The organism is Bacillus cereus (genome assembly GCF_025917685.1).
In the GTDB taxonomy this organism is placed as follows: domain Bacteria; phylum Bacillota; class Bacilli; order Bacillales; family Bacillaceae_G; genus Bacillus_A; species Bacillus_A cereus_AT.
Genome location: NZ_CP089518.1, coordinates 2,686,891 through 2,711,926 on the forward strand (window position 1 = coordinate 2,686,891; position 25,036 = coordinate 2,711,926).

Sequence of the window (25,036 nt, forward strand, 5' to 3'; positions counted from 1 at the left end):
CCTCACTTCTAACTTTTTAAATATAAAAATATAGAACTCTCTACTTCTTCATACTCAGCTTCTATATCTCCAATCCCCTCTAAGTTCCAACTATTATTTTTTTCTAGCGGTTTTTCAATCATAATGATATGAATTTGATTCATATTTTTAAAATCTTCTTCAAAAGATGCTAAAACAGGTTGATTTATCATATATGTTTTATTATGTATACAAACACTTAAAAAGGTTTTATGTAATGCTTTATTTCCTTTTAATTTTACATTCATTGGATTAAACATGTTTAATTTTATATCCCCTACAATATACAGGTGATATCCTTTTTCCTTATAAAATTGTTTAAAATCCTCTTCTCTTTCGTTTTGAACAAAATGAAGGATTTGCTTCGTTTCCTTACTTATTGCAATTTCATTATTTAAACTTAAAACAACATTTTTATTTTGTTTTAAACAAGCATATAACGATTTATCACTATTAAAGAAGCATGTTTTCCATTCAGGATGGATTTCATCTAATAATAAACATAAAAGCATTCCTGAGCTATAGCAGCTCTTTCTAATGTTACAATTAGCTTCATATGCATCTAAAATAAATCCGCTATATTTTCGTAATGTTTCACTTTTATCATTTTTATATACTGCATTGTAAGCATTCATTTCAACATACCAAGCAGGCCCCTCTATGCTTTCAACCATACACTCATAAGTTATAAACTCTTCTTTCATAAAACTTGCTCTTTGCTCTCTTAGTTCAATAAATTGCTTAATATAATTATTTTTCTCAGCTTGTGACTTACAATGAACAGCATCATATAAACAAATTCGTTCTTTATTTCGCAATTCTATATTTTCTTCTGTTATAGCATATTGAAATCCTAGAGACTCATTTGGAAATCTACTTTCTTTATTTAAATATTGATAGCAATGAAAAAGTTCATGCACCACAACCGCAAGTAAACTTTCATAATCCTTATACCTATTCATATTCACGATGGCAGTCGGATAATCTTTGAATAAGATAAATGTATCACCTTTAAATTGTTCATCCCACTTTAAAATGGCATACTCACCATCATCTTTCAAAACCAATGGATGATGGAATACATACACATGCTCATCATTATATAATGCAAATGCAGCCCTCTTAAAACCAGGCCATAGCCCATTCAATAAATGCATATTTACATCTTTCTTTATTCGATTTAGTATATTGTTCATTATATATAACACCCCAATATTATTCTACATACACCTATTCTATTCCACTTTAAAACAACCCTTTTATTTACATAAATATTAGAAAAACATATAACTTATCTCAATCTATAATGTATTATGTAAATATACATGTGATAATTTTATGAAAAGGAGGTGAATAAATGAAAAATATATTCCCTGCACTATTACTCTATATTATTGTTTGCATAATCTCTATTATCACTCCAGCATCTCAAGGCTATAATAATGTTGGCTGGAAGTTGTTTGTTGGGCAAGCGTATGCCATACCTATTTTCATCATTACGGCTATCATTACCTTTTATATAAACAAGAGAAAATCTACGAATAAACAGTTATAAGGATAGCTAATGCTATCCTTATTTTAATTCGCTAAGCAGATCCCAAATAACCCTTGTAGTACTTTCTATCCTTGCTTCCGAAAAATCAAATGTAACACCTGTTTTCCTATATATTTCCTGTATAGGTAAGTTCCAATCTGATCTCGCTCCCTCTTTATAGAAAGTAATCGCTTTTTCTGGATCCTCTCGATAAATTTGAAATAATTGCATTGCTCCTATTTGTGCAATTGCGTATTCAATTTGATAAAAAGGAAACTGAACATAGTGAAATGACTCTAACCAACTTGCACCGATTTCATTCTCTAATCCTGCAATATCGACTGATGAATATTGATACCTTTTACATAGTTCAATATATTTCTTATCACGCTCTTCTGATGTATGGTTTGGGTTTGTATAGATCCAGTGCTGGAATACATCTCCTGCAACTGACGACATTAACAAAGACAAAGCGCGATATAATTGTACTCGCTGCACTTCTTTATATTCATCCGCTTGCTTATAAAAAATATTCAGCTTCTCCATTACTAGTAACTCAAGACCCAGGGAATAAAGCTCAGCCACCTCTTCACGAAGATATCTTTCCTGCATACTACTATCATTGTTAAATTGTTTATAAAAATGAAATGCATGTCCCACCTCATGTATTAGTGCATTAATTGCATAAAATGATGGACTAAAATTAGAATACACAAAAACCTCTTTACTATGAGGCAAGGTAAAACAAGCAGCTCCTGGTGCTTTATTTTTCCGTTCTTCTACGTCAATTAATCCAGCTTTCCTTATATGAGTAAATTCCTCATAAAAATATAAATCCGTCTTCTGAAACATTTCTTCCACCCCATTCAATAACTCAATGGCATTTTGAAATGGTGTTTTTGGTAAATTACAAGGAGTAAGGTCCCAAGGGCGATATGTTTTTACACCAAGAGTCTTTTTAGAAAAGCTCCCTAACTGTTCCCAAATCGGTACTACATACTTTTCTATAGATTCATGAAGCTTATAACACTCTTCAATACTATAATCTCTATTTTTTTGTTTGAAAGCATATTCACTATAATTATTAAATCCAACATTTAAAGCTATCTCATTCCGCAATTGTACGAGTTCATTCATAATACAATCTATTTCTATTTTCACTACACTTCTTGCTTCGCATAAAGCATACCAAGCTTTTTCTCGAATTGCTCTATCGGGGGTATCTAGCTTTGCTTTTACGTATGCATACGTCTTTTGCTCACCTTTCCAATTAATAGATATGTTAGACATTATTTCTCTATACTCCGTAATTAGCTCTTGCTCTTTAACGGAAAGGGAAATGTTCTTTTCATTAAACATTTTACTCTTCACAAATCTTGCTTTTTTCATAAATCCATATTTCTGCTCATCTAATAAGTTGGAAAGCTGACACTCTCTAAATTTCTGGTCAAATTTTGCATTGTATCTTTTTAAAAGTGGCTGAATTGTATTTTGGTTATACGTATATAAATCACGTATATTTCTATCATTTGTATCTCTATACATGGCGATTAAACTACTTGTTATCCCCTCTTCTACTTCAGCGTTTAAACGCAGTTCCTCCAAAAGCCAACTCTCTAATTCTGAAACAGACGTAATATTTCGCTCTAAAAGGGACTGTAATTTACTCTCCAAATCATTAAACATACACAATCCTCCTATTTTAAAATTAAAATTTTCTGTTTTTTAGAGATAAAAAAAGACAAGCAGCCAATCCGACTACTTGTCCTTTCTGTTTATCCATACTCAATAATATTAAGCTTGGAATGCTTCTGTTAATACAGGAACGATTTGTTTTTTACGTGATACAACACCTTTTAAAGTAGCAGTGTTGTTTTCTAGAGATACGTTGTATGCTTTCTCAACAACGTTTGCTGCTTTACCGATCGCAAGACCGACAGAATCGTTAGTTAAGATATCAGTTACAACGAATAAGAATAGGTCTAAACCTTTTTCTTCTACTACTGTAGAGATAACTTTTTCAAGTTCCGCTTGGTGTACAAGAACATCGTTTGTATCAACAGCGTTTACTTGTGCGATTTCAACTTTCGCGTTACCCATTTGGAATTCTTTAGCGTCAAGGGAGATTAATTGCTCCATTGTTTTTCCGCTTAAGTCAGCACCAGCTTTTAACATTTCTAAGCCGTAATTATCTGCATCTACATCAGCGATTTCCGCTAATTCGCGAGCTGCTGCTACGTCTTGTTCTGTGCAAGTTGGAGATTTGAATAGTAAAGAATCTGAAATGATTGCAGATAACATTAAGCCTGCAACTTCTTTACGAATTGCAACACCATTTTCTTTGTACATTTTGTTTAAGATTGTAGCTGTACAACCAACTGGCTCACAACGGTAGTATATAGGATCGCTTGTTTCAAAGTTAGCAATACGGTGATGGTCAATAACTTCTAACACACGAACAGATTCGATATCGTTAGCACTTTGTTGACGCTCGTTATGGTCAACTAAAATAACATTGTCCACTTCGCTTGCAACTGTCTCAACAAAACGCGGTCCTTCTACTTTAAAATAGTCTAACGCAAATTGAGTTTCACCGCTGATTTCGCCTAAACGTACAGGCTCAGCATTCATTCCTAATTCTTTTTTCAATTCTGCATAAGCAATCGCAGAACAAATTGCATCTGTATCTGGGTTTTTATGCCCGAAAACTAGTACTTTTTCCATGTTTTCCACCTCTTCATGAAAAGGATATCTTAAAGAAGCAAATATGACAATATTTTAGGCACATTTTTTTATAAATAATTGCAGTTTCTTCTATATTTTTCATCGTTTTCACAAAAAAAGACCATCTAAAATAATTTAGATGGTCAAAAGTTATCTTTTCGTTAAAATAAAGGTGGTACTTGCACTAAGTTGTTAAATGCGAAATTGGCAAAGGCATTCTAATTATCGAATAGCCCTCTTCCTCTCAGATTTGCGGAAACAGGCTCCTTTCCTATTTCACGTGCCCATATAGATAACTGGCCGATATGGTGGATTTCATGGACAATGACATGACGTATTATCTCTCCGTGTGTACATTCAATGACTCGGCGCCTGATTGGGGCGTCTCTAGAGCTTATCGGCTCTTCATTGAAATCAGTTTTTGAAAGTTTCCGAGAATCCATTTCATTTGTCCAAGATGTCACAAATTGCTTCACTTTCTCGTGGTATTGATCCGAAAGATTTTTCACTTTTTGCAAGCTAGCATAATCTTCAAACAATGGCTCCTCAGGCACTGGTTCACCTCGCAAACCTAAGATCCACATATATTCCACATCTACAATGTGAAATAGGGTATGTAGGATGCTACCAAATCCACCAACCCGTTTCTTTAATAGTTCTTCAGCCGACATATCTTCGCACAATGTAAACCAATCATCACGAACTTGCCAGTTATATTGAAACAGTTTCAACATCACAACAACCTCCATTTTTTAGATTAACATTTTAATATTCACCAAATGACTTCAAAATCAAAATCTAAAAAAACTGTTAAAACTCTCTACAGACTGTCCCTTTAAATTAAACATTCCAGATGAAGGTAAAAGGTCAAAAGAAAAACACTATTATACATGGTTGTATCAAACATTGTTTGAAATCATCCCTCTTTTCAAATAAAAAAACTAAATCATTTTATAATAAATTACCGTTGCATCTAGCTCACCATTTGGAGAAATTGCATATTCCGGTATTTTTCCAACTTCTCGATAGTCTAATGATGTGTACAATTTATTTGAAGGATCTCCTTCTCTAGTATCTAACACTAAAAGAGACCTATTTTCTTGCTTTGCTCGCTCCTCTGCTTTTTTCATAAGTGAACGTCCGATGCCGTTACGTCTAAAGTTGGGATGAGTCATTAACTTACAAATTTCAGCTCTATGGATTCCGTTTGGCTTTGTAACTAAATGTAATTGAACACTTCCTGCCACTTCATTGTTTATTTTAGCAACATACAATATCACTTCTGGTTCTAATACAGTTTGCCAATAATTTGTTGCTTCTTTTTGTTCAAGTGGAGGTAAAAAACCAATTGATGCCCCATCATCTACTACAGTTTTCAATAGTTTAGAAAGCTCTTCAATATCATTTTCTAGTTGCTTAATTTCTTCAATTACTAAATTTCGCATTACTTTTCCCCCTTTTGTTTCAGTGTAACAAATTTTAAAGAAGGAAAAATTAAATTCTAAGATGAAATTATTAAATATATAATTTTTTAGAGAAAGGATACCTATATGAAATATATATTAGATAGGACATATGCAAGAGAATTACTCCAGTGGGCATATGAACAAAACCCAGGTCCGTGGTTCGAACATTCATGTAATGTTGCCCTTGCCACTGAAAAGATAGTTGCTGAACTTATTAATAATGGGTACGATCTAGATACTGACATAGCATACAACGCTGCCCTCCTGCATGATATAGGAAGATATAAAGGTTTTACTAAATCTGTTATTCATTCCTATGATGGTTATATGTATATGAATAATTTAGGGTATACAGGAAACGCCATTATATGTGTGACGCATTCATTTCCTTGCAAAAATGAGCATTTAGATATCGCGGCAGAGTGGGGCCTTGTTCCTGATTATATGGAAAGCAGATTAATTGAAATATTGAATGAAAACAGTGACTACGACTTATACAATAAGGTGATTACCCTTTGTGACGCACTTGCTGATGCGGAAGGCTTTACTACTCTTGAAAAAAGATTGATTTCAGTTGGTTTACGACATGGAACAACCTCTCATTCCTCTTTACATTGGAAAGGTTTCTACACAATTAAGAATGAATTAGAATCATTAATCGGTAAGAGTATATACAGAGTTCTTCCTGACGTAGAGAAATCGATTTATAAAAATATGGAATATTAAATTACATACAACTTGAAAACGCTAGAATTTGTATGTGTAATTCTAAAGAACTCATTGAAAAGTGGAGGGGTTAATTATTAGTAAAATAGGATTTGACTTAATAAATCATGAGGATAACTTTGATCTTGGCTATGCAGATATCGAGGAGATATCTAAGGGATGTAAATTTTCTAACTGCACTCATACAAATGAATCACACTGCGCAATTATAAAAGCTATGTCCAACGGAAGTCTTACAGCAGACATAATGAATAGTTATTATAGAGATAAGAATGAATTCGAATATGTATGTAAACAAAAAAACAAAACAAAGGCCATTGACTATATGAAACAGTTAAAACTATTTCGAAAAGATTAGAATACAATAAAGTGAAACTTTAATCAGTGGGGGTTTTGTTCATCCCCCACTGATTATTAGTTGAACCAATCGGGCTTTTACAGGCGGTTGATCCCCCATCTAACTTCTTTGCTTTCGCTGAATTTTAAAGCGGGGGGCTTACTGCCCGTTAATGCGGGATAAAAGGTCTCCCCTTTTCATTTAATTTTAAGGAGAGACTTTTTATATTTAAAGATTTTAATTTTGCTGCACACTCTTACATTAAAGTCGTTTCTTTGCAGTTAAATAGAATTTACCCACTAAAAAAGATTGAATTTTCAGTTTTTAAACTCTAAAATTTTACACTATCATCCACTGTTACTTTTTCAGTAGAGTTTTTTCTTTCAACTTCTTTACTTTTTTCTTCCCAAAATGTTAAACCTTCAATTCCCACATTTTTAGGGTCAAACACTGGATCTTTCCCTTCTTTTTTCTGTGCTTCATAATCTTTTAACACTTTTAATGCGATTTTACTTAATAGTAGAATCGCGATTAAGTTTAACCATGCCATACTACCGATTCCTAAATCTCCAAGGTTCCATAATAGCGACGCTGATTCTACGCTACCGATATAAACCATAATTAAAAACCCAATTTTCAATACTGGTTTTAACCAGCTATATTTGAGGTCACGATCTAAATAAGTAAGCGTCGTTTCAGCGATATAGTAGTAAGCGAGTAAAGTTGTAAATGCGAAGAAGAAGATTGCGATTGAAATAAATATTGGACCAAATCCTGTCATAACAGTTTCAACTGCTTGTTGTGTATAAATTGGACCTGCATCTACATTTTCTATATTCTTTACAATAGCGCTTTTCCCTTCAGGTATTACATTATACATACCTGTTATTAAGATCATAAGCGCTGTCGCTGTACATACAACAATTGTATCGATATATACAGAAAACGCTTGAACTAACCCTTGTTTTGCAGGATGCGATACTTCAGCAGCCGCGGAGCTATACGTCGCTTCTCCAACACCAGCGACGTTTGAAAATACAGCACGCTTTACTCCCCATGCAATTGCTGCACCGACGATTCCGCCAAACATTTCATTTACACCAAAAGCACTAGAGAAAATTAATGCAAACATACTTGGAATTTCCGTTACATTCGCAATTAATACGATACATGTAACAATTACATAACCAATTGCCATAAATGGAACAAGCATTTGCGAAACGCCGGCAATTCTCTTTACGCCACCAAAAATGATCGCTGCTAATAATATAACTAATAATATACCAGTTATATATTTGCTAATACCATTAGAATTTTCAAATCCAACTGCGATACTACTAGATTGAATACCTGGTAATAAAACGCCATATGAAAGTGTTACAACGACCGCTACAATGACTGCAAACCATTTCATTTTTAAACCTTTTTCAATAAAATATGGTGTACCGCCGCGATATTCATTCCCTACTTTACTCTTATACACTTGAGATAATGTTGATTCAACGAACGCACTAGCGGCCCCTAGCAAAGCCATTATCCACATCCAAAATACAGCTCCAGGCCCGCCAAAAGCGATAGCTGTCGCTACCCCTGCGATATTACCTATTCCAACCCTACCTGATAAGGCTAAACAGAACGCTTGAAAGGATGATATTCCCGTCTCCGAGCTCTTCCCTTCAAATAATAGTTTAATCATCTCTTTAAAATAACGAATTTGTAAAAAACGAGTGGCAATTGTAAAATACACTCCTGCTCCTAATGCGAAAACAACTAAACCAATACTCCATACTTGCCCTACTAACCATTCTACTAACTGCTCCATCCAAATCCCCCTTATAATTCTTTTGAAAAAGCAATTTTATATATAAGAAAACGGACAACCTTTTTCATACCTTCCAGTTGTCCGCATCTCTTACTATATTACATCATTTTATTATCCCACTATTTGCAGGCAGTAAAACTCCTCACTGAATAGCGTTTCACTTTATATTTACCCAAACACTTTTCACTTCTGTATAATTATCAAGTGCATATGAACCTAACTCACGTCCAATACCTGATTGTTTATATCCACCAAATGGTGCCGCTGCATTTTCTAAGTTATAATCATTAATCCACACTGTTCCTGCCTTTAATCTATTAGCAACTTGATGTCCAGTTTTAATATTTTGTGTCCATACCCCAGCAGCAAGCCCATATGAAGAGCGGTTTGCTCTTTCAATTACTTCTTCTGTCGAATCAAATGGAAGTACAACGACAACTGGTCCAAAGATTTCTTCCTTAACAATTGTCATATCATCCGTAACATTTGTGAATACTGTCGGCTGAACAAAATAACCTTTTTCAAATGCACGCTCACCACCAGCTGCAACAGTAGCACCTTCAGCTCTTCCTTGTGCAATGTAATTTAGCACACGCTCTTGTTGTTTTTTAGATACGAGTGGACCCATTTCTGTATCTGTTTCCATCCCGGCTCCAAGTTTAATATTATTTGCCCTTTTTACAAGCTCTTCTACTACAGTTTCATAATGCTTCCGATGAACAAATACACGGGATCCTGCACTACAATTTTGACCATGATTGTACATAATGCCTTGGAATGCACCGTTAATCGCTTCTTCTAAATCAGCGTCTTCTAAAATGATATTTGGTGACTTACCACCAAGTTCTAAAGTTACATGTTTAATTGTCTCTGCAGATTGACGCATAATATATTTCCCTGTAACTGTGGAACCTGTGAAAGCTACTTTATCAATATCATGATGGTTTACAATTGCAGCTCCTGCTTCTTGGCCGAAACCTGGTACAAAGTTTACGACACCACTTGGAAAACCAGCTTCTTTAAATAGCTTCGCTGTATATAATAAAGATAAAGGCGTTTGCTCTGCAGGTTTTAGTACAATCGTACAACCTGTCGCAAGAGCGGCACCCATTTTCCAAGAAGACATAACGAGCGGAAAATTCCACGGAATAATTTGACCAACAACACCAACTGGTTCATGGCGTGTGTAATTTAAATAATCTTTTGAAATCGGAATGGTTTGCCCGATAATTTTTGTAGCCCATCCCGCGTAATAACGATAATTTTCTACAGTCGCTGAAATATCATCATCAAGTGCTACTTGATATGGCTTCCCATTATCTAAAGCCTCAAGCTGTGCTAATTCTTCTCTATGTTCTTCAATTAAGTCTGCTAATTTATAGATAAGATGCGCTCTTTCAGCAGTAGTCATTTCTGCCCAAGGGCCTGATTCAAAAGCCAATCTTGCCGCCTTTACTGCGACATCAATATCTTCTTCTTGTGCTTCACATACGACAGCTAGAACATCTTCTGTTGCTGGATTGTATGTTTCAAACGTCTTCCCGCTAATAGAAGGAACAAATTCTCCATTAATAAACATTTTGACTTCTTCATTTAAAAACGCTTTCACTTTTGGTTTCAGCTCAATGTTTGTCGTTAACATATATGCTCTCCTCCTTATTTAAACAGCTACATGAGCTGCGATTTCGGATAATATCGTTTGAAGTTTTTGATCTTCTTCTTCAGTTAATCCTAATCTCGGATAACGTGAAGGCCCTCCGACTTGCCCGTGTAATTCCATTGAACGTTTAACGATTTGTACATATTTCCCAGACCCTTCAAGAAACTCACAAAGAGGTAAAATAGCATCGTTTATTTCCCATGCTTTTTCTAATTCACCATTTTGAAAATGCTCATACATTTTCGTAACGAGACCTGGAACGATATTTCCAGCCACTGAAACCCATCCCGTTGCACCAACTAAATAAGATTCCATAACTAAATCTTCAGACCCACAGAAAACTTGAAAAGCACCTTCGCCTTGTCTTACTAAATCTCTCGCTTTTCGAATATCTCCGCTAGATTCTTTAATATGTGTAACATTTTCACACTCTTTTCCAATACGGAGCATTAGCTCTGTACTCATATCAACACCAGAAGTAAATGGGTTATTGTATAACATTATTGGTATATTTACAGCGTTTGAGATTTCTTTAAAATGAAAATAGATTTCCTCTTCCTTCGGTTTACAATAGTAAGAGTTTATAATTAATGCACAATCCGCTCCGTGCGCTTCTGCATGTTTCGTATATTCAATCGTTTCTTTCGTCGTCTCCGCAGCAGTTCCAACAATGACTGGAATACGGCCATCAACTTCTTTTAATACTGTTTCTACCATGTTAAATCGTTCTTCTTTTGATAAACTAACAAATTCTCCCGTACTTCCATTAATAATAATTCCAGCTACTTTTTTCTCAATAAAGTAGTTTACGTTTTGCTTTACACCTTTCCAATCAATCTCTTGAAACTCATCCATTGGTGTTATTAATACTGGAAATGCCCCTTTAATATTTTGCATCTTTATCTCTCCCTTTAACATTTTATTTTAATAGAAATCCTGTTGGAAACGGATCTGTAGGGTCTAATAGAAACGTCTGCATGCCTGTAATAAACCCTCTACTTTCAAAACGGAAAATGTATCCTAGCTCTTCTTTCTTCACTTGTTCCACTGTTATAAAGCTATTAAAAATACTTTCATTTTTAAAAGCTTTATCCGCTATATATTCATTTTTAAATAAAGCATGAACATAAGACACAATAGTAGAAACAAAACCTGGTGAACGCACTATAAAGTTATCTTCATGAAATGTAATCGACTTTATATGGTTCTTTTCTTTTTGCATAGAATCTACTAAAATAAGTCTTTTTATTAATGACTGTGTTTGTATAGCTTGAAGTGTAGCTTCACCCCATTTTTTTAATTTAGAGATGTTTTCAATACTGATTTCTGGCGAATACGTATCCTTTTCTACAACTGCATATACTTTATCTGCCTGTATGAGAGAGTAACTTATATTACCAGCCTTTAAATTTTTCTCAATCATATAACATAGTTTACTTTCAAACGACACCGAAATAACTTCATCATTCTCTACATAGGCATGGACTGAAAATATTCCAGATAGTGTTTCAATTTTGTATTGATTAGACTCTCTCTTTTTTAAATATCCACTTTCTAGTAACATCGTTATTACCGCAACAATACCTCCATAATGAAGAGGAATAGATCCTTCATGATTAAAAAATAATACAGCTGCATCAACTTCTTTATGAATAGAAGGAACGACAATACATCCATTTAACCCAATAAAACCACGTGGTTCATTTAATAAAAGCTGCATTTCTTCTGCTAATTCGCCTGAAAATTGTTCATTTAAATGTTCTAAACTGTAGTAGTATTTGCATGGTACGTCCTTTATTACACGAAATGCTTCGCCAGCTACGTGCACATCTACTGCTGTATACATTTTTTGAATGTTCATTTTACATCCTCCGTTTCATGTTCCATCGGCGGAATTAGCAAGAAGCCATCTTTAAGTGGATCCTTTTCATTGTAAAAAAATCTATGCATACCCATAAGCCAAGCTGATCCCGTAATTTTCGTTACTACAGCTTCAATATTTTCTACATATGTTGTATTCATAACACACCCTTTAAATAAAGAACCTACAATACTCTCATGAACAAATTCTTCATCGATATCAATTTTTTTATGAGCGTATAATACAGCTAACTTCGCTGATGTTCCTGTGCCACATGGAGATCGATCAATTCCTCCTGGCGGAACAACAACTGTATTTTTCACATGCGCACTTTCATGAGTAGGATCTGTATAAAATTCAACATGTGTTAATCCTCTTATAAACGAATACTCTGGATGAATGATTTCAAACTTCTCATTAATTGTATTTCTAATATGAATCGCCTTATCAATGATTGTAGATGCTTTTTCTGGTATTAACTCTAAACCTACTGATTTCGCATCGATAATGGCATAAAAATTCCCTCCATACGCAATATCCGCCTCTACAGTTCCAATTTCTTCGACGTGCACAGAAATATTTTTCAGTAAAAAAGCTGGTATGTTACAGAAGGAGACTTCTTTCGCTTTTCCATCTTGAACAGAAATATCTACTTCAACTAAGCCAGCTGGTGTATCTAGCTTTAAAGAAGTAACCGGTTCAATTACTGGAATTAAACCTGATTCAACTAAAGCTGTACATACACCGATTGTATCGTGGCCACACATCGGTAAATATCCACCTGTCTCTATGTATATAACACCTATATCAGCTTCAGGATGACACGGATCTGTTAATAGTGCTCCTGACATTACATCATGACCACGTGGCTCATTCATTAACAATTTGCGAATCCAGTCATACTCCTTTTTCATATGTAACATCTTCTCTGCCATCGTCTCTCCAATTAACTTAGGAAGTCCGCTAATTAATGTCCTCGTTGGATTCCCGCCCGTATGTGTATCAATCGTCGTAAAGACTTTCTGTGACCTCATCCATTTAACACCCTTTCTGTAAAACGACTCAAACGAAGTGGTTCAATAGGAATGATTGTTTCTTTTTCATTTAATAACTCCTCAATCACTTTCCCAGTAACTGCCGCAAGACTAATTCCATCGCCTTCATGTCCTGCTGCTATAAAGTAGTTCGGAATATGTTCCACTCCTGAAATGATTGGCAAATGATCTTCTGTCCACGGGCGTAATCCAGCATATGAACGAATCACCATCATATCTGCCATTTTCGGATAAAAACGAATTGCTCTATTTGCAATACATTTAATAACCTCGTTATTTATCCTCGTATGAAACCCTACAAACTCTCGACTACTACCAATTAAAAAATTTTGGCTTTCTGTCGGTTCAAATACAAGAGCTACCCCGTATTTCTCAGTTAAAGCATCCACTTTTCGTTTTCCGCCAAATTTAGAAATTAAATAACCAAATTCCATTACTTTACGGCAGCCAACGTGTTGTTGCCTGGAAGCTACAATAATATGCCCCTTTCTCGGTTCAATTGGGATATTGACATCTAACATCTGTCCAATTTTAGGAGCCCACACACCGGCTGCGTTCACCACTTGCTTCGCAGTAAACGTCCCATTTGTCGTTTCTACAATAAAGGAACCGTCTGTATCTCTTTTCATTTCTTTTACTTCTGTATGATTAAAAGCTTTCGTACCAAATTTCTTCGATTCTGCAAGAAGTGAAAAAGCAAGAAGATATGGATTTACAGTCGAATCCGTTGCGCATTCTAAACCACCTAATAAATCATCCGCAAAAAATGGCGATTCTTCTCTTATATCTTGCCGATCAAGCATTCGAAACGGTAAACCAGCTTCTTTTTGACGATTCACCCATTGCTGTGCTGCCTCCATCTCTTCGTCTGATTCACAAACGAGAATACTTCCTGGCGCTCTATATTCAAATGAGTGCTCCAACTCTACACTTAATTCAGTTACTAAATTTTGACTTACTAACGACATTTGACTATCAAAACCTGGGTCTTTATCAATAGCCAAAATGTTCCCATCACACCGTGAAGACGTCCCACTGACAAATTCTCCTTTTTCAATGATTGTTACGTTTCTTCCGTATTTTGATGTGTAATACGCGATAGAGCAGCCTATAATACCACCGCCTATTATTAAAACGTCACAGTGTCTCACATAGCACCCCCCTTTCTCCTAAATCTCTCACTTTCTATTTATGCAATTGGTGTGCCAATTCTACATGCTGAACTATTTATATAAAATAATTTTTATTTGTAAAAATATTTTAAATTTATCGTAAATAGGTGTATTATTTTTTTATCACTGTCTAAATTTTTATACATAACAGGAGGGCATTATGACATTTTCATTTCCAACAATAAAAGAGTTTATAAAAATTTTATCAATCGATCGTACAAGTATGTTTAAGTACATGAAACAAGTAGGTGGCAAATTTTATTACATCCATTCATCTACTGAAAAATGGAGTTGTGCAGTTATATATGAAAATGACTCTTTCAATGCTTTAATCGAAGCCTTTTCTAGCTATTCAGCGGTCGTTATTATAAACGAAACTCAAGAACCTATATGCTGTATAACTGCTCAGCGAACGATTCCTTTTCTTTATAAGTATTACAATGAACTACAAGCTTTTTATAATACTGTTATTCAAACAACTGATTCTTCTGTTACAGTCATCGATGATAAAGAATGCGTCCGTACTTGGACGGATGGCGCCGAAAAGATTTTTTCAGTCAACCATAATGAAATTATCGGACAACCAATCACTCGCTTTTTTGATTATAAAGATTTAGAAATTTTACAATCATTACATGACGGAAAAAGTATAATCGCTCAGTTCCATCAACCTCGACCAGATTTGTTCGTATTAATTAACTCAAATCCAGTTTATTACAACGAGGAAATTATAGGAGCAGTCGTTTCCGAAACTGATGTTACAAATCAAGTCGCTTTGAATGAAAAATTATTTAATATGTCGCATGAAATGCACCGATTGGAACAAGAAGTAGCAAAATATAAAGATACATCCGATCCTTTCCTTGCGATGAATGGAAAAAGTCCTGTTATACAAAGAACCATTCAATTAGCAAGAAAGGTTTGTTCGGTAAAATCAACGGTTTTAATACTTGGCGAAAGCGGTGTTGGAAAAGAAGTATTTGCGAAAGCAATTCATGAAGCAAGTGAGACAGCAAATGCCCCTTTCATTTCGATCAACTGCGGTGCAATCCCAGAAGCGTTATTTGAAAGTGAATTATTCGGTTACGAGCGCGGGGCGTTTTCTGGTGCAAATAGTAAAGGGAAGAAAGGGAAAATTGAGCTCGCACAAGGCGGTACTTTATTCCTTGATGAAATAGGCGAAATGCCTCTCGATATGCAAGTGAAACTTTTGCGTGTACTGCAAGAACGAAAGTATTACCGAGTTGGTGGAGAAAAAGAAATAAATATTGATTTCCGTATTATCGCTGCTACAAATCGTGATTTACAAGAAGAAATGAGAAAAGGAACTTTCCGAGAAGATTTATACTATCGCTTAAATGTAGTTAGCTTGCATATTCCGCCACTACGCGAAAGACGAGAGGATATTATCGAATTAACATACTCATTCTTAAACGATTTTTCAATAAACTATAACAGACCAATTCGAGACTTACCTTCAAATATTATGCATGAACTACTTCATTACAATTGGCCTGGTAATATTCGCGAGCTCCGCAACGTAGTTGAAAGACTCGTCGTATTTGCGACAGATGGTATTATTAAACAAGAATATTTACCATTTCATACAAATGAAACTTTAGACAATCATGCAGCTCAATCCCTATTACTTAGCAACAATAATACGATTCTTTCTTTACAAGAAGAAATGGATGAGCACGAGAAAAAGGTCATTGAGCGAGCTTTACGCATTTTAGATGGTAATAAATTAGAATGTGCGAAACAACTTGGCGTAACGAGGGCCACTTTATATAACCGTTTAAAAAGACTGGGGTTACAATAAAGTGAAACTTTAATCAGTGGGGGTTTTGTTCATCCCCACTTGATTATTAGCTCTCACCAATCGGGCTTTACGGGCAGCCCGACCCCCACCTAACTTCTTTGCTTTCACTGAATTTTGAGGTGGGGTCTTACTGCCCAGCAAATAGCGGGATACCCCCTCTTCTCCTCTATATTGGCATAGTTTTTGCATAATAATTTGTGCAAACCGAACTAGAGGAGGAATACATATGACGAATAAAGAGAACTTAATTGTTTGTCGTTGTGAAGAAGTTACATACGGACAACTTCAATCGACAATTGCTGAATATAAATGCTCGGCAAGAGAATTAAAACTAAGAACACGTGCTGGCATGGGATTTTGCGGTGGCCGCACATGTAGAATGATGATAGATCGAATGATTGAAAATGCAAACCCTGACATAACTCCTAATGAAATACCTTTAAAATATCAACCACCCGTGCGTGCGGTTACTTTTGGAGCGGTAGGTGAAAGTAAATGAGTAGAATTACAAATCACCCTATTTTAGGTAGTTTAAATAATAGTGAACGCATCACTTTTCAATTTAACGGTCAACAATACGAAGCTTATGAACACGAAACTATAGCTGCTGCCCTGCTAGCAAACGGAATACGAACTTTAAGGGTCCATGAAGATAGCGGGACACCACGAGGTATTTATTGTAATATCGGACATTGTTCAGAATGCCGCGTGACAGTAAATAATCAAACGAACGTAAGAGCGTGCTTAACTGTTGTAGAAGACAATATGGTTGTTGAAAGTGGAAAACAGCATCCAAATATCGTGAGAGAGATGGTGAAAAAGCAATGATAGATGTAATTATTATTGGCGCAGGACCAGCAGGATTATCAGCGTCTATCTCTTGTGCCCATTTTGGACTTAACGTACTTGTTATTGATGAATTTATGAAGCCTGGCGGGAGATTGTTAGGACAATTGCATCAAGAGCCTACTGGAGAATGGTGGAACGGCATAGAAGAATCCAAACGCCTTCACGAAGAAGCAAAATCACTTTCAGTCGATATTCGGTGCGGTGTTTCTGTCTTTAATTTAGAAAAAGATGAGAACTCTTGGCTCATACATACAAATATCGGTACATTAGAAGCATCGTTCGTACTCATTGCTACTGGTGCCGCTGAGTATTCTATTCCCATTCCTGGCTGGACACTTCCAGGGGTTATGTCAATTGGAGCAGCTCAAGTTATGACGAATGTTCATCGCGTGCAAGTTGGAAAAAAAGGAATCATTATTGGCGCTAACATTTTGTCATTCGCTATTTTAAATGAACTACAGTTAGCTGGAATTAATGTGGATCATATTGTACTTCCCGAAAAGAGTGATTTAAGCCAAAAGGCTGGTGAACCAGAAGAAGTTTTGAACTCTCTTTTAAATGCGGCTCACCTCGCTCCTTCTGCTTTGCTGCGTATAGGTAGTCGTTTTATGAAATATGATTGGATTCGAAAAGCTGGATTAACCTTCTATCCAAATAACGGAATGAAAATAAACGGGACACCACTTCATCTCCGGAAAGCTGCACTTGAAATTATCGGTACAGATCAAGTTGAGGGTGTGCGTGTAGCTAATACTGATTCTAACGGAAATGTTATTAATGGCTCAGAAAAGATATATGAGGCTGACTTCGTTTGTATTGCCGGAGGTTTGTATCCTCTTGCTGAGCTTGCCGCTGTAGCGGGATGCCCATTCCATTACATTCCGGAATTAGGCGGACATGTTCCACTTCATTCAGAAGAAATGGAAACCCCTCTTCCCGGTTTATTTGTAGCTGGAAATATTACCGGAATTGAAAGCGGGAAAATCGCGATGGCACAAGGGACTGTCGCTGGATATTCAATCGTAAAACAAGCTAATAAAACATCTAATCCGGTTGAAAAACATTTACAACAAGCAATTCAAAATGTTCACACTGTACGTCAGAAAGCTGCGATTCAGTTTAATCCAATGGTTGATGTTGGTAGACGGAAGATGAATGAAATTTGGCGTGATTTTCAATCATTTGAAGAAAATCAACAAATGAAATCGGGAAAAATTAGCATATAAAAAAACGGTGGATTCATTTCCACCGCCTTTTTTATAATTTTTGTACTACATCTAGTATTTCTGTTACGTCAATTATAGAAACCAAAATTACCTATTTTTCATTCCGACTAAAACTTTCGATATCGACATCCATAAATTTATAAACATTATAATTCCGCAAACATCAGCGACAATTACATACAATCCTATAAATTGTTTTTCAAAGTGGAACAACGGAGTGTAATAAATGGCCATTATTAAGGCTATAACCATGGAAAACAGAAGCAGTTTTTTCCTAGTTATCATATAAATACAATACAAAAACGTATAATAAGCCCAAAATTGCGCAGCATACCATGCATGAGATAGTCGAATACCTGTTTTCGTATGCAAAGTTGTTAAAACCAGTATGTATATTACAAGTAATACAATTAATGGTGCAAATCTAACAAATTGCAAAAGGTTTATTAAAAAGCGTTTTTTTGAACTTGAGTAATTTATTTCGTATTTAAACATCTGTTTCGTTATATAATGAACAAAAAATATTAATCCTACACTAATAGCTAACATAAAGAATTTCATTACTATGCCTTCTTTTCTAAAATTTTTATCAACTATATTTTAAAAATCAATAGGACTTAACCTAATAAAAATTACACCAAATAAAATTTTTATTAAACCATCCACTACAAAAAAGACATCTAGATTTACGTTAGTAATGATTAATCCTATGGATGCATTGATTATTAAAATAATGGACAGCAAAAACATCATCTGCCCATGTACTGGAATAAACGGTATAAAATGAATACCTACTGCTAAAAGAATTAGTAGCCAACAACTTCTATAATCATCACCACCAAAATGAAAAGCGAGAAAAACTAAAATAGCCAATATAATTATTGAAAAATCAGCCCACTTTTTTTGTTCCGGTGTTCCAGAACCAACCGCTAATCGCCTCCTAGTTTTAGGGCTCAATTGCCATATCATTCCTAATATATAAACAATAATAAAAGGCCACACATTTGGATATCCGTTATGTTTTATTAAAAGTAAGAACATTGCTGCTCCAGCAATTATTAGCCAAATCCCATTAATCTTTTGTCTAGGATACTTGTAAGTTTGTGTTTCCATGTTCCGTTCTCCTTTTTCGAACTTTTCTAATCTTCTCGATATACACACTTCTTTTTTACCAGAAGCCTTATGAGCAAATTCAGCTAAATTCACACCATCATTCTTCTACCTCGCTTTGAATAATAAAATATAAGATTTCTGAACTATCATATCAAATATAGTTGCGATTCATTTGTCGTAATTAGTCGAATGAATAAATAAAAGTCGTTTTATGTCAAAATTATTATTTATTTGGATAGCCAACTTTGGTGTAGATAGTTAAAATGATGCAAATACTAAATTGAAGACACATGGAATACTGGATTTTATTCTAAAAGAAGAAACATACCAGCAATATTAATCCAAATAAAAAACTGTTAGAGCATACAGCTCTAACAGTTTTATTGTTCATTATTATTAAATTTCGCTAATGCGTAAATGCCTTCTTCATCATCTAATTCAAGTTGCAATCTTGCAGCAAATGAATTAACGTTGTATTCTCGATCAAGTAGTAAGCGTAGCGCTTCGATTAAGTTTGCTTGAATTAAAATTTGCTGGCGACCATTTACCTCTACTTCTGCAGAGAAACCGTAGTCATCATCATACATTAGTTCAACTGAAACTTCTTCTGGACCAACTTGTCTTTTTTCAGCGATATATACACAAAGTGCATTTATAAGCTCTTGTTCAGAAATTTTTATTGTTTCCATGCTACTTCATCTTCTTTCTTCTTACGTTGATCTTTGAAGTATTTAAATGCACGAACTGCTAACATTACGATACCAGCCATTACTAACATATTTACCATAAACGCTAATACAGAGCCAAGAGCTCCCATATTTGCAAATAAGCTACCCATTAGTAAGCCACCAAGACCACCTAGTAATAAGCCTTTCATAAAGCTTCCTTTATTACTTTTTGGTGCTGTGTTTGTTGCTTTTGTTTTTGAATCTGTTGTCGTTTTTTGTGAATTTACATTAGAATCTTTTTTGTTTAAATCAACTTTTGACTTTTGACCAGAACTTGGTGTATATGATTTTTTACCAGATTTGTAACTTTTCGCTTCCGCATGATTTACGAACATAAAGCTACTAGCCCCAAAGATAACCATGAATGCTGTCATTACTGCTACAAGTTTTTTCAACATATTATATCCATTCTCCTTTTATATAGATATATGTGAAATCTACCTTTCTTGTAAATTTAGAATGATAGATTTGTTTTAAAACCATTTTAAAGGTTCTTATGAACTTATTATATGAACTTTTGTCGAAATATGCAAGTATTATTTACTTACGACAATTTCATGACAAAGGAAAAATTAAGCAAAACGGAATTGACTTTAAATGAAACAAAACATATTATAAGTTCATAAGAACTTTTTATAATTTTGGAGGTGAAAAGATGGAAACATTTCATCTCACACGAAACGAAATGGCAACGCTCCTTCTATCACTTAGAGGATGGAATACGAAAAAGCCTCTTAGCATTTTACAAGAAGCTTGGGCAAAGTCACATAAAAAAGATATTGAAAGCGGACAAAGCGTTACAGCTTTTATTACAACCGCACTTTCACCTATTTTTGAAAAATTAATTAAAATCGATGATACGGATGTCGGTTTTTCTTTAAATGAAATAGTTGCGCTTGGTAATCAGATTGAAAACACAAGTTTCTCTGTAACTGCTATGCAAAACTGGGTGAAACGAGATATAAAAGAAATGATTGGCTCCCCTCAAAAAGGGAAGAAATACTCAATCGAACAGGCAGCCTTATTATTTATTGTTGAAGATTTAAAAACAGCGCTTGATTTTGAATCTATTCGTAAACTATTACGACTCATCGTTAATGACCCGGCCGATCGAAGTGATGATTTAATTAACCCTGTTCATTTATATGTAGCTTATTCCTCTTTATTTGAAGAACTAAATCAAGGGAATTGCATACAACTAAATGCTACAGATACCATTCATACAATTGAAAACATTGTAAAAGAAAAAGCGGATAAAATCGCAAGCAAGTTCGATCAAATAAATAACGAACAACGCGAAGCAATTCGTAACGCTATTATTATCGCTACACTATCTGTACATACCGCATATGTACAAATGTTAGCGAAACGTTATGTGACAGCAACATTATTTTTACAAAATTTAGATGTGAAGCCGTAAAAAATAGGAGTAGAAGTGCTCCTATTTTTTTAATTTCTATACTATTTTGCACTCCTTAACTCTTTGCATCTCATACATTTTCAGCTGATTTTCTACATACGATTCAGTTTTTTTGAACCCAGCTTTCTCATAGCATCGCATTGCCCTCTTATTATCTTCCCTAACTTGCAATACAACCGCTTTTATATCAGGGTCTAAAAATGATTTAGTGATAAAATAATTTGTAATCTCTGTTCCGAGCCCTTTTGAGTATAAATTTGAGACGCCAATCAAGATTGAGTACTCCATCACATATATATCGTCATTTCTCTTCTTTTTTAATCCAACTCTCCCTATTACTTCATCCTCTACTACGATCACATGATAACTTGCATAAGATCGAGACAGTTTTTCTGTCCAATACTTTCGAAGTTCTTCTATTGTATATCGTTTGAATGGTCTCACGTCCGCTATGTTATGTAATTCTTCGTCATTATACCACTCTAAAATAATTGGTAAATCATCCATTTCTAATAAACGTTCATGCCAATTCATATTTTCACCCCATCCACTTTTCGAATTACTCGGCTAATCAAATTGAATACGCATATTCTTTTTTCGGCAAATTCACTATGTCTTGAATGTAAGATGATCGTTCCATAATATCTTCTAACTGACCATTCCTATAAACATAAATACCACTTACATATGAACTGTAAGCCCTTTTCTCAGTTATTATCGCTAATTTATTATTTTTCTCGTTAAAATCACCTTCAAGCCCTTTTTCAAATGGTAAGCTTTTGGATGTTGAAAAATAAAGCTGAATTAACGATGCTATTTCTACGTGATTTGATTTTGCAAAGCACTTTATTTCATTAGAAATTATTTCATCCTGCAACGGAAGAAAGTCCTTCACTTCTATTCTCTTTGCTTTACGAAAGAAATTTTGCAGCTCCGGAGTATGGAACGAAATGTGTTTCTCTTCTATCTTTTTGAAAATAAATTGCAATAATAAGTCTTTACCTACTACAAATGGATGACCAAATCCATGATTATAAAGATCTTTTTTCATTTGAATCAATTGTTCAATATAAGGTATACCATTCTCTTCAATTACAAGCTTTCCATCTATAAAACGCATAGTCGAGATTAGTGCTTTAATCTCAATACCTTCTAACTCAAGCGATGAATAATATAAATCTCTATTCCAAAAATCTAATTGATCCATTCCTAGTGAGTTAAATAATAGCTCATCTATAATCGGAAAAACTCCATCTTCTGTTAAACCTTTCGTTACATCTTCTAATAATCCAGTAGTCTTATTTAAAATCGCACGTATTTCATCATCCTCTTGAATAATTCGAACGGTCAAATCGCCATGATCCTCACCTGAGATTTTCTGAAAGCAATGCGAATATGGACCATGTCCAATATCGTGTAGAAGTGCTACAGTAGAGACTAATTTCCGTTCATATTTTGATAAATGAATATCACCAATCTCTATAAGATGTTCTATTACTTTATTTACCAGTACATATACACCTATCGAATGTTCTTTCCTTGTATGTATTGCGTTCTTATGTAAAAAATATGTATGCCCTTGCTGTTTTATATAGGCCAATCTTCGAAACGCTTTAGTATCGATCAATCGTATGATGTCTCTATTGTGAATAATAATTGGTCCGTAAATAGGATCTGTAAAACGCATAACTTCTCCCCCTTTGTAAATTCAACACTTACATCATTACACAAAATTTTCAGTCTACTATCCCTTTTATTCTCTTTAAATATGAGAAATTTTTAATACTCCTTTCATTCTCTCTTCATGAAAACTCAATTTATATCGTTTACTATAAAAAATAGGAAAACTAATACAAAACATAAAAACTATTAAAATGGCAATACATTCATTAAATAAGGTATAATTTGCATATAGTGAACTTTTTATGTTATTAAATAAAAAGAGCTTTTACTCGAAAAATCTTATGAACTAGAAGGTGCAACAATGTTAAGTAGTTTTATTCATTCAGTATTAACATTTTTTGAAGGATTAGGTTATTGGGGCATAATGCTCGGACTTATGATTGAGATTATTCCAAGTGAAATTGTCCTTGCCTATGCGGGATACTTAGTATCAAATGGAAGTATCTCATTTGTAGGCGCAGTTATATTCGGTACCATTGGTGGAGTCATTGCCCAAGTCTTTATTTATTGGATTGGACGATACGGTGGTCGCCCTGTATTAGAACGTTACGGAAAGTATATTTTCATTCATAAAAAACAAATTGACGCTGCTGAAGATTGGTTTAATCGTTACGGAACTGGCGTAATTTTCACTGCACGTTTCATTCCAGTCGTTCGTCATGCGATTTCAATTCCTGCCGGGATTACAAAAATGCCAATTTCACGTTTCATTACTTTAACAGGACTTGCGATTATTCCTTGGTCTATCATTTTCATTTATTTAGGTGAAAAACTTGGAGAAAACTGGGGTAATATAAATGACGTTGCCGGACCATATGTGCAATCTTTCGCTATTGGCGGCGTTGTTCTTATTATTTTGTATTTCGCAATAAAAAAATGGGCAAAGAAACGTAAAAAGCTGGCTTAAATTTTTAATCAAACCGCTATAAATTCATTTAGAATTATAGCGGTTTTTATTATTGGCTTCGCTAAGTTTTAGGAATTGTATAATTTCTTCTTTATGTTTTAAATCATGTTGAATGAGTGATGAAAAATAATCGTTTAATCTCACTCTTTTTGTGCCGAATTGGTAGTCACCATTAAAATTCTGGGCAGGAATTTGATTAATTTGATCAACTAATTGTTTACGGGTGGATATAAACTGATCTATTAGTTCTTCTTTTGAAATACCAGACCTCGCATATCTCATTGCACTCTTGTTCATTTCTTCCACATCTGTTGGAACATCAGGTACATATTGCGAGCTTATAAAGTACAAAATTCTATATTTCATTAAAAACCCATCCCAAACGATAAAATGCGAAACCACATCCGCAATTCCCCATGAACCTTTTCTAAAAGGTTCAAACCATACATCATTAGTTACACACTTCAATGTTTGGCACCATTCTATTAGTCTTAACTTTTCTTCTAGAATACTTTCTTTCTCCATAATTCATTCCTTCCTCTTTCACACTAATAATCGATTCATATATAACTTCTAGACATTACATAAAAACCCCTCCAGTTTAAGATTTACGTGGATAAGCAACAATTCAGTCATATAATTCGTATAGTAACTCAAAAGGAGTGATTCCCCTATGCACTGGCAGCAAAAAGTACCATACTTAATTGGACGCCCTGTTGGTGTTTCTCTCATTAATGGGCAAGGGACATCCGGCGTTTTATGCGGCGTACAAAATAACCAATTATTTGTTTATGAATACCTTTACCAAGCTCAATTTGCAATGAAACATTATGATTTTAGACAAATTCAAGATATACACGCCTTTCCAAATTGCCCACACCAAAATCCTTTATACTAAAAAACAGGAACGGCT

28 protein-coding genes are annotated in these 25,036 nt (G+C 34.6%); 10 read left to right on the plus strand and 18 right to left on the minus strand.

The window, feature by feature from the left end; all coding sequences use genetic code 11:
- Positions 1–8: 8 nt before the first annotated feature.
- Positions 9–1,214, minus strand: coding sequence for a peptide ABC transporter permease (locus tag LUS72_RS13935; protein WP_264446576.1), 1,206 nt, complete (start codon positions 1,212–1,214; stop codon positions 9–11).
- Positions 1,215–1,375: 161 nt separating this feature from the next.
- Here LUS72_RS13935 and LUS72_RS13940 point away from each other — a divergent pair, with 161 nt between their 5' ends.
- Positions 1,376–1,573 carry a DUF4017 family protein gene (locus LUS72_RS13940; RefSeq protein ID WP_097829409.1) on the plus strand — a complete coding sequence of 66 codons (198 nt, stop codon included), beginning with the start codon at positions 1,376–1,378 and terminating at the stop codon, positions 1,571–1,573.
- 18 nt (positions 1,574–1,591) lie between these two features.
- Here LUS72_RS13940 and LUS72_RS13945 read toward each other — a convergent pair whose 3' ends face one another.
- The 4 genes from LUS72_RS13945 to LUS72_RS13960 form a co-directional block, all read right to left on the minus strand.
- Positions 1,592–3,238, minus strand: a complete 1,647-nt coding sequence (locus LUS72_RS13945; RefSeq protein WP_097829410.1) for a M3 family oligoendopeptidase — start codon at positions 3,236–3,238, stop codon at positions 1,592–1,594.
- A 108-nt stretch (positions 3,239–3,346) separates the two neighbouring features.
- The gene (gene ppaC / locus LUS72_RS13950) at positions 3,347–4,276 is read right to left on the minus strand and encodes a manganese-dependent inorganic pyrophosphatase (RefSeq protein WP_071772756.1); all 930 of its coding nucleotides are present in this window, start codon (positions 4,274–4,276) and stop codon (positions 3,347–3,349) included.
- A gap of 218 nt (positions 4,277–4,494) precedes the next feature.
- On the minus strand, positions 4,495–5,010 hold the full coding sequence (locus LUS72_RS13955) for a DinB family protein (protein WP_097829411.1): 516 nt from the start codon (positions 5,008–5,010) through the stop codon (positions 4,495–4,497).
- Between the two features lie 207 nt (positions 5,011–5,217).
- Positions 5,218–5,721: a GNAT family N-acetyltransferase gene (locus tag LUS72_RS13960; protein WP_097829412.1), complete on the minus strand. Its 504-nt coding sequence runs from the start codon at positions 5,719–5,721 to the stop codon at positions 5,218–5,220.
- 105 nt (positions 5,722–5,826) lie between these two features.
- On the opposite strand from LUS72_RS13960, the gene LUS72_RS13965 reads away from it, so the two are divergent.
- Both LUS72_RS13965 and LUS72_RS13970 read left to right on the plus strand, forming a co-directional pair.
- Positions 5,827–6,468 carry an HD domain-containing protein gene (locus LUS72_RS13965; protein ID WP_097829413.1) on the plus strand — a complete coding sequence of 214 codons (642 nt, stop codon included), beginning with the start codon at positions 5,827–5,829 and terminating at the stop codon, positions 6,466–6,468.
- A 61-nt stretch (positions 6,469–6,529) separates the two neighbouring features.
- Complete coding sequence (locus LUS72_RS13970; protein WP_097829414.1) at positions 6,530–6,826, plus strand: P-loop NTPase family protein; 297 nt, start codon at positions 6,530–6,532, stop codon at positions 6,824–6,826.
- A 310-nt stretch (positions 6,827–7,136) separates the two neighbouring features.
- On the opposite strand, the gene LUS72_RS13975 is transcribed toward LUS72_RS13970, so the two are convergent.
- The 6 genes from LUS72_RS13975 to LUS72_RS14000 form a co-directional block, all read right to left on the minus strand.
- Complete coding sequence (locus LUS72_RS13975; protein ID WP_097829415.1) at positions 7,137–8,627, minus strand: alanine/glycine:cation symporter family protein; 1,491 nt, start codon at positions 8,625–8,627, stop codon at positions 7,137–7,139.
- 157 nt (positions 8,628–8,784) lie between these two features.
- Positions 8,785–10,269 (minus strand): aldehyde dehydrogenase family protein, encoded by a 1,485-nt coding sequence (locus LUS72_RS13980; RefSeq protein WP_071772761.1) that lies wholly within the window; start codon positions 10,267–10,269, stop codon positions 8,785–8,787.
- Between the two features lie 18 nt (positions 10,270–10,287).
- A complete protein-coding gene (dapA, locus tag LUS72_RS13985) occupies positions 10,288–11,184 on the minus strand; it encodes a 4-hydroxy-tetrahydrodipicolinate synthase (RefSeq protein WP_071772762.1) in 897 nt (298 codons plus the stop codon).
- A 22-nt stretch (positions 11,185–11,206) separates the two neighbouring features.
- The gene (locus LUS72_RS13990) at positions 11,207–12,148 is read right to left on the minus strand and encodes a proline racemase family protein (RefSeq protein WP_264446587.1); all 942 of its coding nucleotides are present in this window, start codon (positions 12,146–12,148) and stop codon (positions 11,207–11,209) included.
- Positions 12,145–13,182: a proline racemase family protein gene (locus LUS72_RS13995; protein ID WP_264446589.1), complete on the minus strand. Its 1,038-nt coding sequence runs from the start codon at positions 13,180–13,182 to the stop codon at positions 12,145–12,147. Before LUS72_RS13995 ends, LUS72_RS13990 begins: the two co-directional genes overlap by 4 nt.
- Complete coding sequence (locus tag LUS72_RS14000) at positions 13,179–14,354, minus strand: NAD(P)/FAD-dependent oxidoreductase (protein WP_097829418.1); 1,176 nt, start codon at positions 14,352–14,354, stop codon at positions 13,179–13,181. The genes LUS72_RS13995 and LUS72_RS14000 overlap by 4 nt, the downstream gene beginning before the upstream one ends.
- 181 nt (positions 14,355–14,535) lie before the next feature.
- Between LUS72_RS14000 and LUS72_RS14005 the strand changes: the two genes are divergently transcribed.
- The 4 genes from LUS72_RS14005 to LUS72_RS14020 all read left to right on the plus strand — a co-directional run bounded on the left by LUS72_RS14005 (position 14,536) and on the right by LUS72_RS14020 (position 18,272).
- Positions 14,536–16,197, plus strand: coding sequence for a sigma-54 interaction domain-containing protein (locus tag LUS72_RS14005; protein ID WP_071772766.1), 1,662 nt, complete (start codon positions 14,536–14,538; stop codon positions 16,195–16,197).
- Between the two features lie 226 nt (positions 16,198–16,423).
- Positions 16,424–16,696, plus strand: coding sequence for a (2Fe-2S)-binding protein (locus LUS72_RS14010; protein WP_071746196.1), 273 nt, complete (start codon positions 16,424–16,426; stop codon positions 16,694–16,696).
- Positions 16,693–17,025, plus strand: coding sequence for a (2Fe-2S)-binding protein (locus tag LUS72_RS14015; RefSeq protein WP_097829420.1), 333 nt, complete (start codon positions 16,693–16,695; stop codon positions 17,023–17,025). Before LUS72_RS14010 ends, LUS72_RS14015 begins: the two co-directional genes overlap by 4 nt.
- Positions 17,022–18,272 carry an NAD(P)/FAD-dependent oxidoreductase gene (locus LUS72_RS14020; protein ID WP_264446596.1) on the plus strand — a complete coding sequence of 417 codons (1,251 nt, stop codon included), beginning with the start codon at positions 17,022–17,024 and terminating at the stop codon, positions 18,270–18,272. The genes LUS72_RS14015 and LUS72_RS14020 overlap by 4 nt, the downstream gene beginning before the upstream one ends.
- Positions 18,273–18,359: 87 nt before the next feature.
- On the opposite strand, the gene LUS72_RS14025 is transcribed toward LUS72_RS14020, so the two are convergent.
- The 4 genes from LUS72_RS14025 to LUS72_RS14040 form a co-directional block, all read right to left on the minus strand.
- Positions 18,360–18,833 carry a hypothetical protein gene (locus LUS72_RS14025; protein ID WP_264446598.1) on the minus strand — a complete coding sequence of 158 codons (474 nt, stop codon included), beginning with the start codon at positions 18,831–18,833 and terminating at the stop codon, positions 18,360–18,362.
- A 39-nt stretch (positions 18,834–18,872) separates the two neighbouring features.
- Positions 18,873–19,385, minus strand: a complete 513-nt coding sequence (locus LUS72_RS14030) for a DUF6609 family protein (RefSeq protein WP_264449063.1) — start codon at positions 19,383–19,385, stop codon at positions 18,873–18,875.
- Positions 19,386–19,765: 380 nt separating this feature from the next.
- Positions 19,766–20,074, minus strand: coding sequence for a YxcD family protein (locus LUS72_RS14035; protein ID WP_000447767.1), 309 nt, complete (start codon positions 20,072–20,074; stop codon positions 19,766–19,768).
- Positions 20,062–20,511, minus strand: a complete 450-nt coding sequence (locus tag LUS72_RS14040) for a hypothetical protein (protein WP_097829422.1) — start codon at positions 20,509–20,511, stop codon at positions 20,062–20,064. The genes LUS72_RS14035 and LUS72_RS14040 overlap by 13 nt, the downstream gene beginning before the upstream one ends.
- A gap of 257 nt (positions 20,512–20,768) precedes the next feature.
- Here LUS72_RS14040 and LUS72_RS14045 point away from each other — a divergent pair, with 257 nt between their 5' ends.
- Complete coding sequence (locus LUS72_RS14045) at positions 20,769–21,533, plus strand: DUF1836 domain-containing protein (RefSeq protein WP_071772772.1); 765 nt, start codon at positions 20,769–20,771, stop codon at positions 21,531–21,533.
- Positions 21,534–21,569: 36 nt separating this feature from the next.
- On the opposite strand, the gene LUS72_RS14050 is transcribed toward LUS72_RS14045, so the two are convergent.
- On the minus strand, positions 21,570–22,067 hold the full coding sequence (locus LUS72_RS14050; RefSeq protein WP_264446609.1) for a GNAT family N-acetyltransferase: 498 nt from the start codon (positions 22,065–22,067) through the stop codon (positions 21,570–21,572).
- A gap of 37 nt (positions 22,068–22,104) precedes the next feature.
- The gene (locus tag LUS72_RS14055) at positions 22,105–23,220 is read right to left on the minus strand and encodes an HD domain-containing protein (protein ID WP_097829423.1); all 1,116 of its coding nucleotides are present in this window, start codon (positions 23,218–23,220) and stop codon (positions 22,105–22,107) included.
- 297 nt (positions 23,221–23,517) lie between these two features.
- On the opposite strand from LUS72_RS14055, the gene LUS72_RS14060 reads away from it, so the two are divergent.
- Complete coding sequence (locus tag LUS72_RS14060) at positions 23,518–24,123, plus strand: undecaprenyl phosphate transporter UptA (protein WP_097829424.1); 606 nt, start codon at positions 23,518–23,520, stop codon at positions 24,121–24,123.
- Between the two features lie 24 nt (positions 24,124–24,147).
- Here the strand turns inward: LUS72_RS14060 and LUS72_RS14065 are convergent, their stop codons facing one another.
- Entirely contained in the window at positions 24,148–24,648 is a 501-nt protein-coding gene (locus LUS72_RS14065) for a DinB family protein (RefSeq protein ID WP_097829425.1), read from the minus strand.
- Positions 24,649–24,796: 148 nt separating this feature from the next.
- Here LUS72_RS14065 and LUS72_RS14070 point away from each other — a divergent pair, with 148 nt between their 5' ends.
- The gene (locus LUS72_RS14070) at positions 24,797–25,021 is read left to right on the plus strand and encodes a hypothetical protein (protein ID WP_002032598.1); all 225 of its coding nucleotides are present in this window, start codon (positions 24,797–24,799) and stop codon (positions 25,019–25,021) included.
- Positions 25,022–25,036 lie beyond the last annotated feature (15 nt).

What these genes read in the sequence shown, in the direction of transcription:
- LUS72_RS14030 (WP_264449063.1), bottom strand. Translation starts at nt 19,385, where the DNA reads ATGGAAACACAAACTTACAAGTATCCTAGACAAAAGATTAATGGGATT.
- LUS72_RS14040 (WP_097829422.1), bottom strand. Translation starts at nt 20,511, where the DNA reads ATGTTGAAAAAACTTGTAGCAGTAATGACAGCATTCATGGTTATCTTT.
- LUS72_RS13955 (WP_097829411.1), bottom strand. Translation starts at nt 5,010, where the DNA reads ATGTTGAAACTGTTTCAATATAACTGGCAAGTTCGTGATGATTGGTTT.
- LUS72_RS13990 (WP_264446587.1), bottom strand. Translation starts at nt 12,148, where the DNA reads ATGAACATTCAAAAAATGTATACAGCAGTAGATGTGCACGTAGCTGGC.
- LUS72_RS13965 (WP_097829413.1), top strand. Translation starts at nt 5,827, where the DNA reads ATGAAATATATATTAGATAGGACATATGCAAGAGAATTACTCCAGTGG.
- LUS72_RS14050 (WP_264446609.1), bottom strand. Translation starts at nt 22,067, where the DNA reads ATGAATTGGCATGAACGTTTATTAGAAATGGATGATTTACCAATTATT.
- LUS72_RS14035 (WP_000447767.1), bottom strand. Translation starts at nt 20,074, where the DNA reads ATGGAAACAATAAAAATTTCTGAACAAGAGCTTATAAATGCACTTTGT.
- LUS72_RS13980 (WP_071772761.1), bottom strand. Translation starts at nt 10,269, where the DNA reads ATGTTAACGACAAACATTGAGCTGAAACCAAAAGTGAAAGCGTTTTTA.
- LUS72_RS14045 (WP_071772772.1), top strand. Translation starts at nt 20,769, where the DNA reads ATGGAAACATTTCATCTCACACGAAACGAAATGGCAACGCTCCTTCTA.
- LUS72_RS14005 (WP_071772766.1), top strand. Translation starts at nt 14,536, where the DNA reads ATGACATTTTCATTTCCAACAATAAAAGAGTTTATAAAAATTTTATCA.
- LUS72_RS14070 (WP_002032598.1), top strand. Translation starts at nt 24,797, where the DNA reads ATGCACTGGCAGCAAAAAGTACCATACTTAATTGGACGCCCTGTTGGT.
- LUS72_RS14065 (WP_097829425.1), bottom strand. Translation starts at nt 24,648, where the DNA reads ATGGAGAAAGAAAGTATTCTAGAAGAAAAGTTAAGACTAATAGAATGG.
- LUS72_RS14020 (WP_264446596.1), top strand. Translation starts at nt 17,022, where the DNA reads ATGATAGATGTAATTATTATTGGCGCAGGACCAGCAGGATTATCAGCG.
- ppaC (WP_071772756.1), bottom strand. Translation starts at nt 4,276, where the DNA reads ATGGAAAAAGTACTAGTTTTCGGGCATAAAAACCCAGATACAGATGCA.
- LUS72_RS13945 (WP_097829410.1), bottom strand. Translation starts at nt 3,238, where the DNA reads ATGTTTAATGATTTGGAGAGTAAATTACAGTCCCTTTTAGAGCGAAAT.
- LUS72_RS14025 (WP_264446598.1), bottom strand. Translation starts at nt 18,833, where the DNA reads ATGAAATTCTTTATGTTAGCTATTAGTGTAGGATTAATATTTTTTGTT.
- LUS72_RS14055 (WP_097829423.1), bottom strand. Translation starts at nt 23,220, where the DNA reads ATGCGTTTTACAGATCCTATTTACGGACCAATTATTATTCACAATAGA.
- LUS72_RS13940 (WP_097829409.1), top strand. Translation starts at nt 1,376, where the DNA reads ATGAAAAATATATTCCCTGCACTATTACTCTATATTATTGTTTGCATA.
- LUS72_RS14015 (WP_097829420.1), top strand. Translation starts at nt 16,693, where the DNA reads ATGAGTAGAATTACAAATCACCCTATTTTAGGTAGTTTAAATAATAGT.
- LUS72_RS13960 (WP_097829412.1), bottom strand. Translation starts at nt 5,721, where the DNA reads ATGCGAAATTTAGTAATTGAAGAAATTAAGCAACTAGAAAATGATATT.
- LUS72_RS13995 (WP_264446589.1), bottom strand. Translation starts at nt 13,182, where the DNA reads ATGAGGTCACAGAAAGTCTTTACGACGATTGATACACATACGGGCGGG.
- LUS72_RS14060 (WP_097829424.1), top strand. Translation starts at nt 23,518, where the DNA reads ATGTTAAGTAGTTTTATTCATTCAGTATTAACATTTTTTGAAGGATTA.
- dapA (WP_071772762.1), bottom strand. Translation starts at nt 11,184, where the DNA reads ATGCAAAATATTAAAGGGGCATTTCCAGTATTAATAACACCAATGGAT.
- LUS72_RS13975 (WP_097829415.1), bottom strand. Translation starts at nt 8,627, where the DNA reads ATGGAGCAGTTAGTAGAATGGTTAGTAGGGCAAGTATGGAGTATTGGT.
- LUS72_RS13935 (WP_264446576.1), bottom strand. Translation starts at nt 1,214, where the DNA reads ATGAACAATATACTAAATCGAATAAAGAAAGATGTAAATATGCATTTA.
- LUS72_RS14010 (WP_071746196.1), top strand. Translation starts at nt 16,424, where the DNA reads ATGACGAATAAAGAGAACTTAATTGTTTGTCGTTGTGAAGAAGTTACA.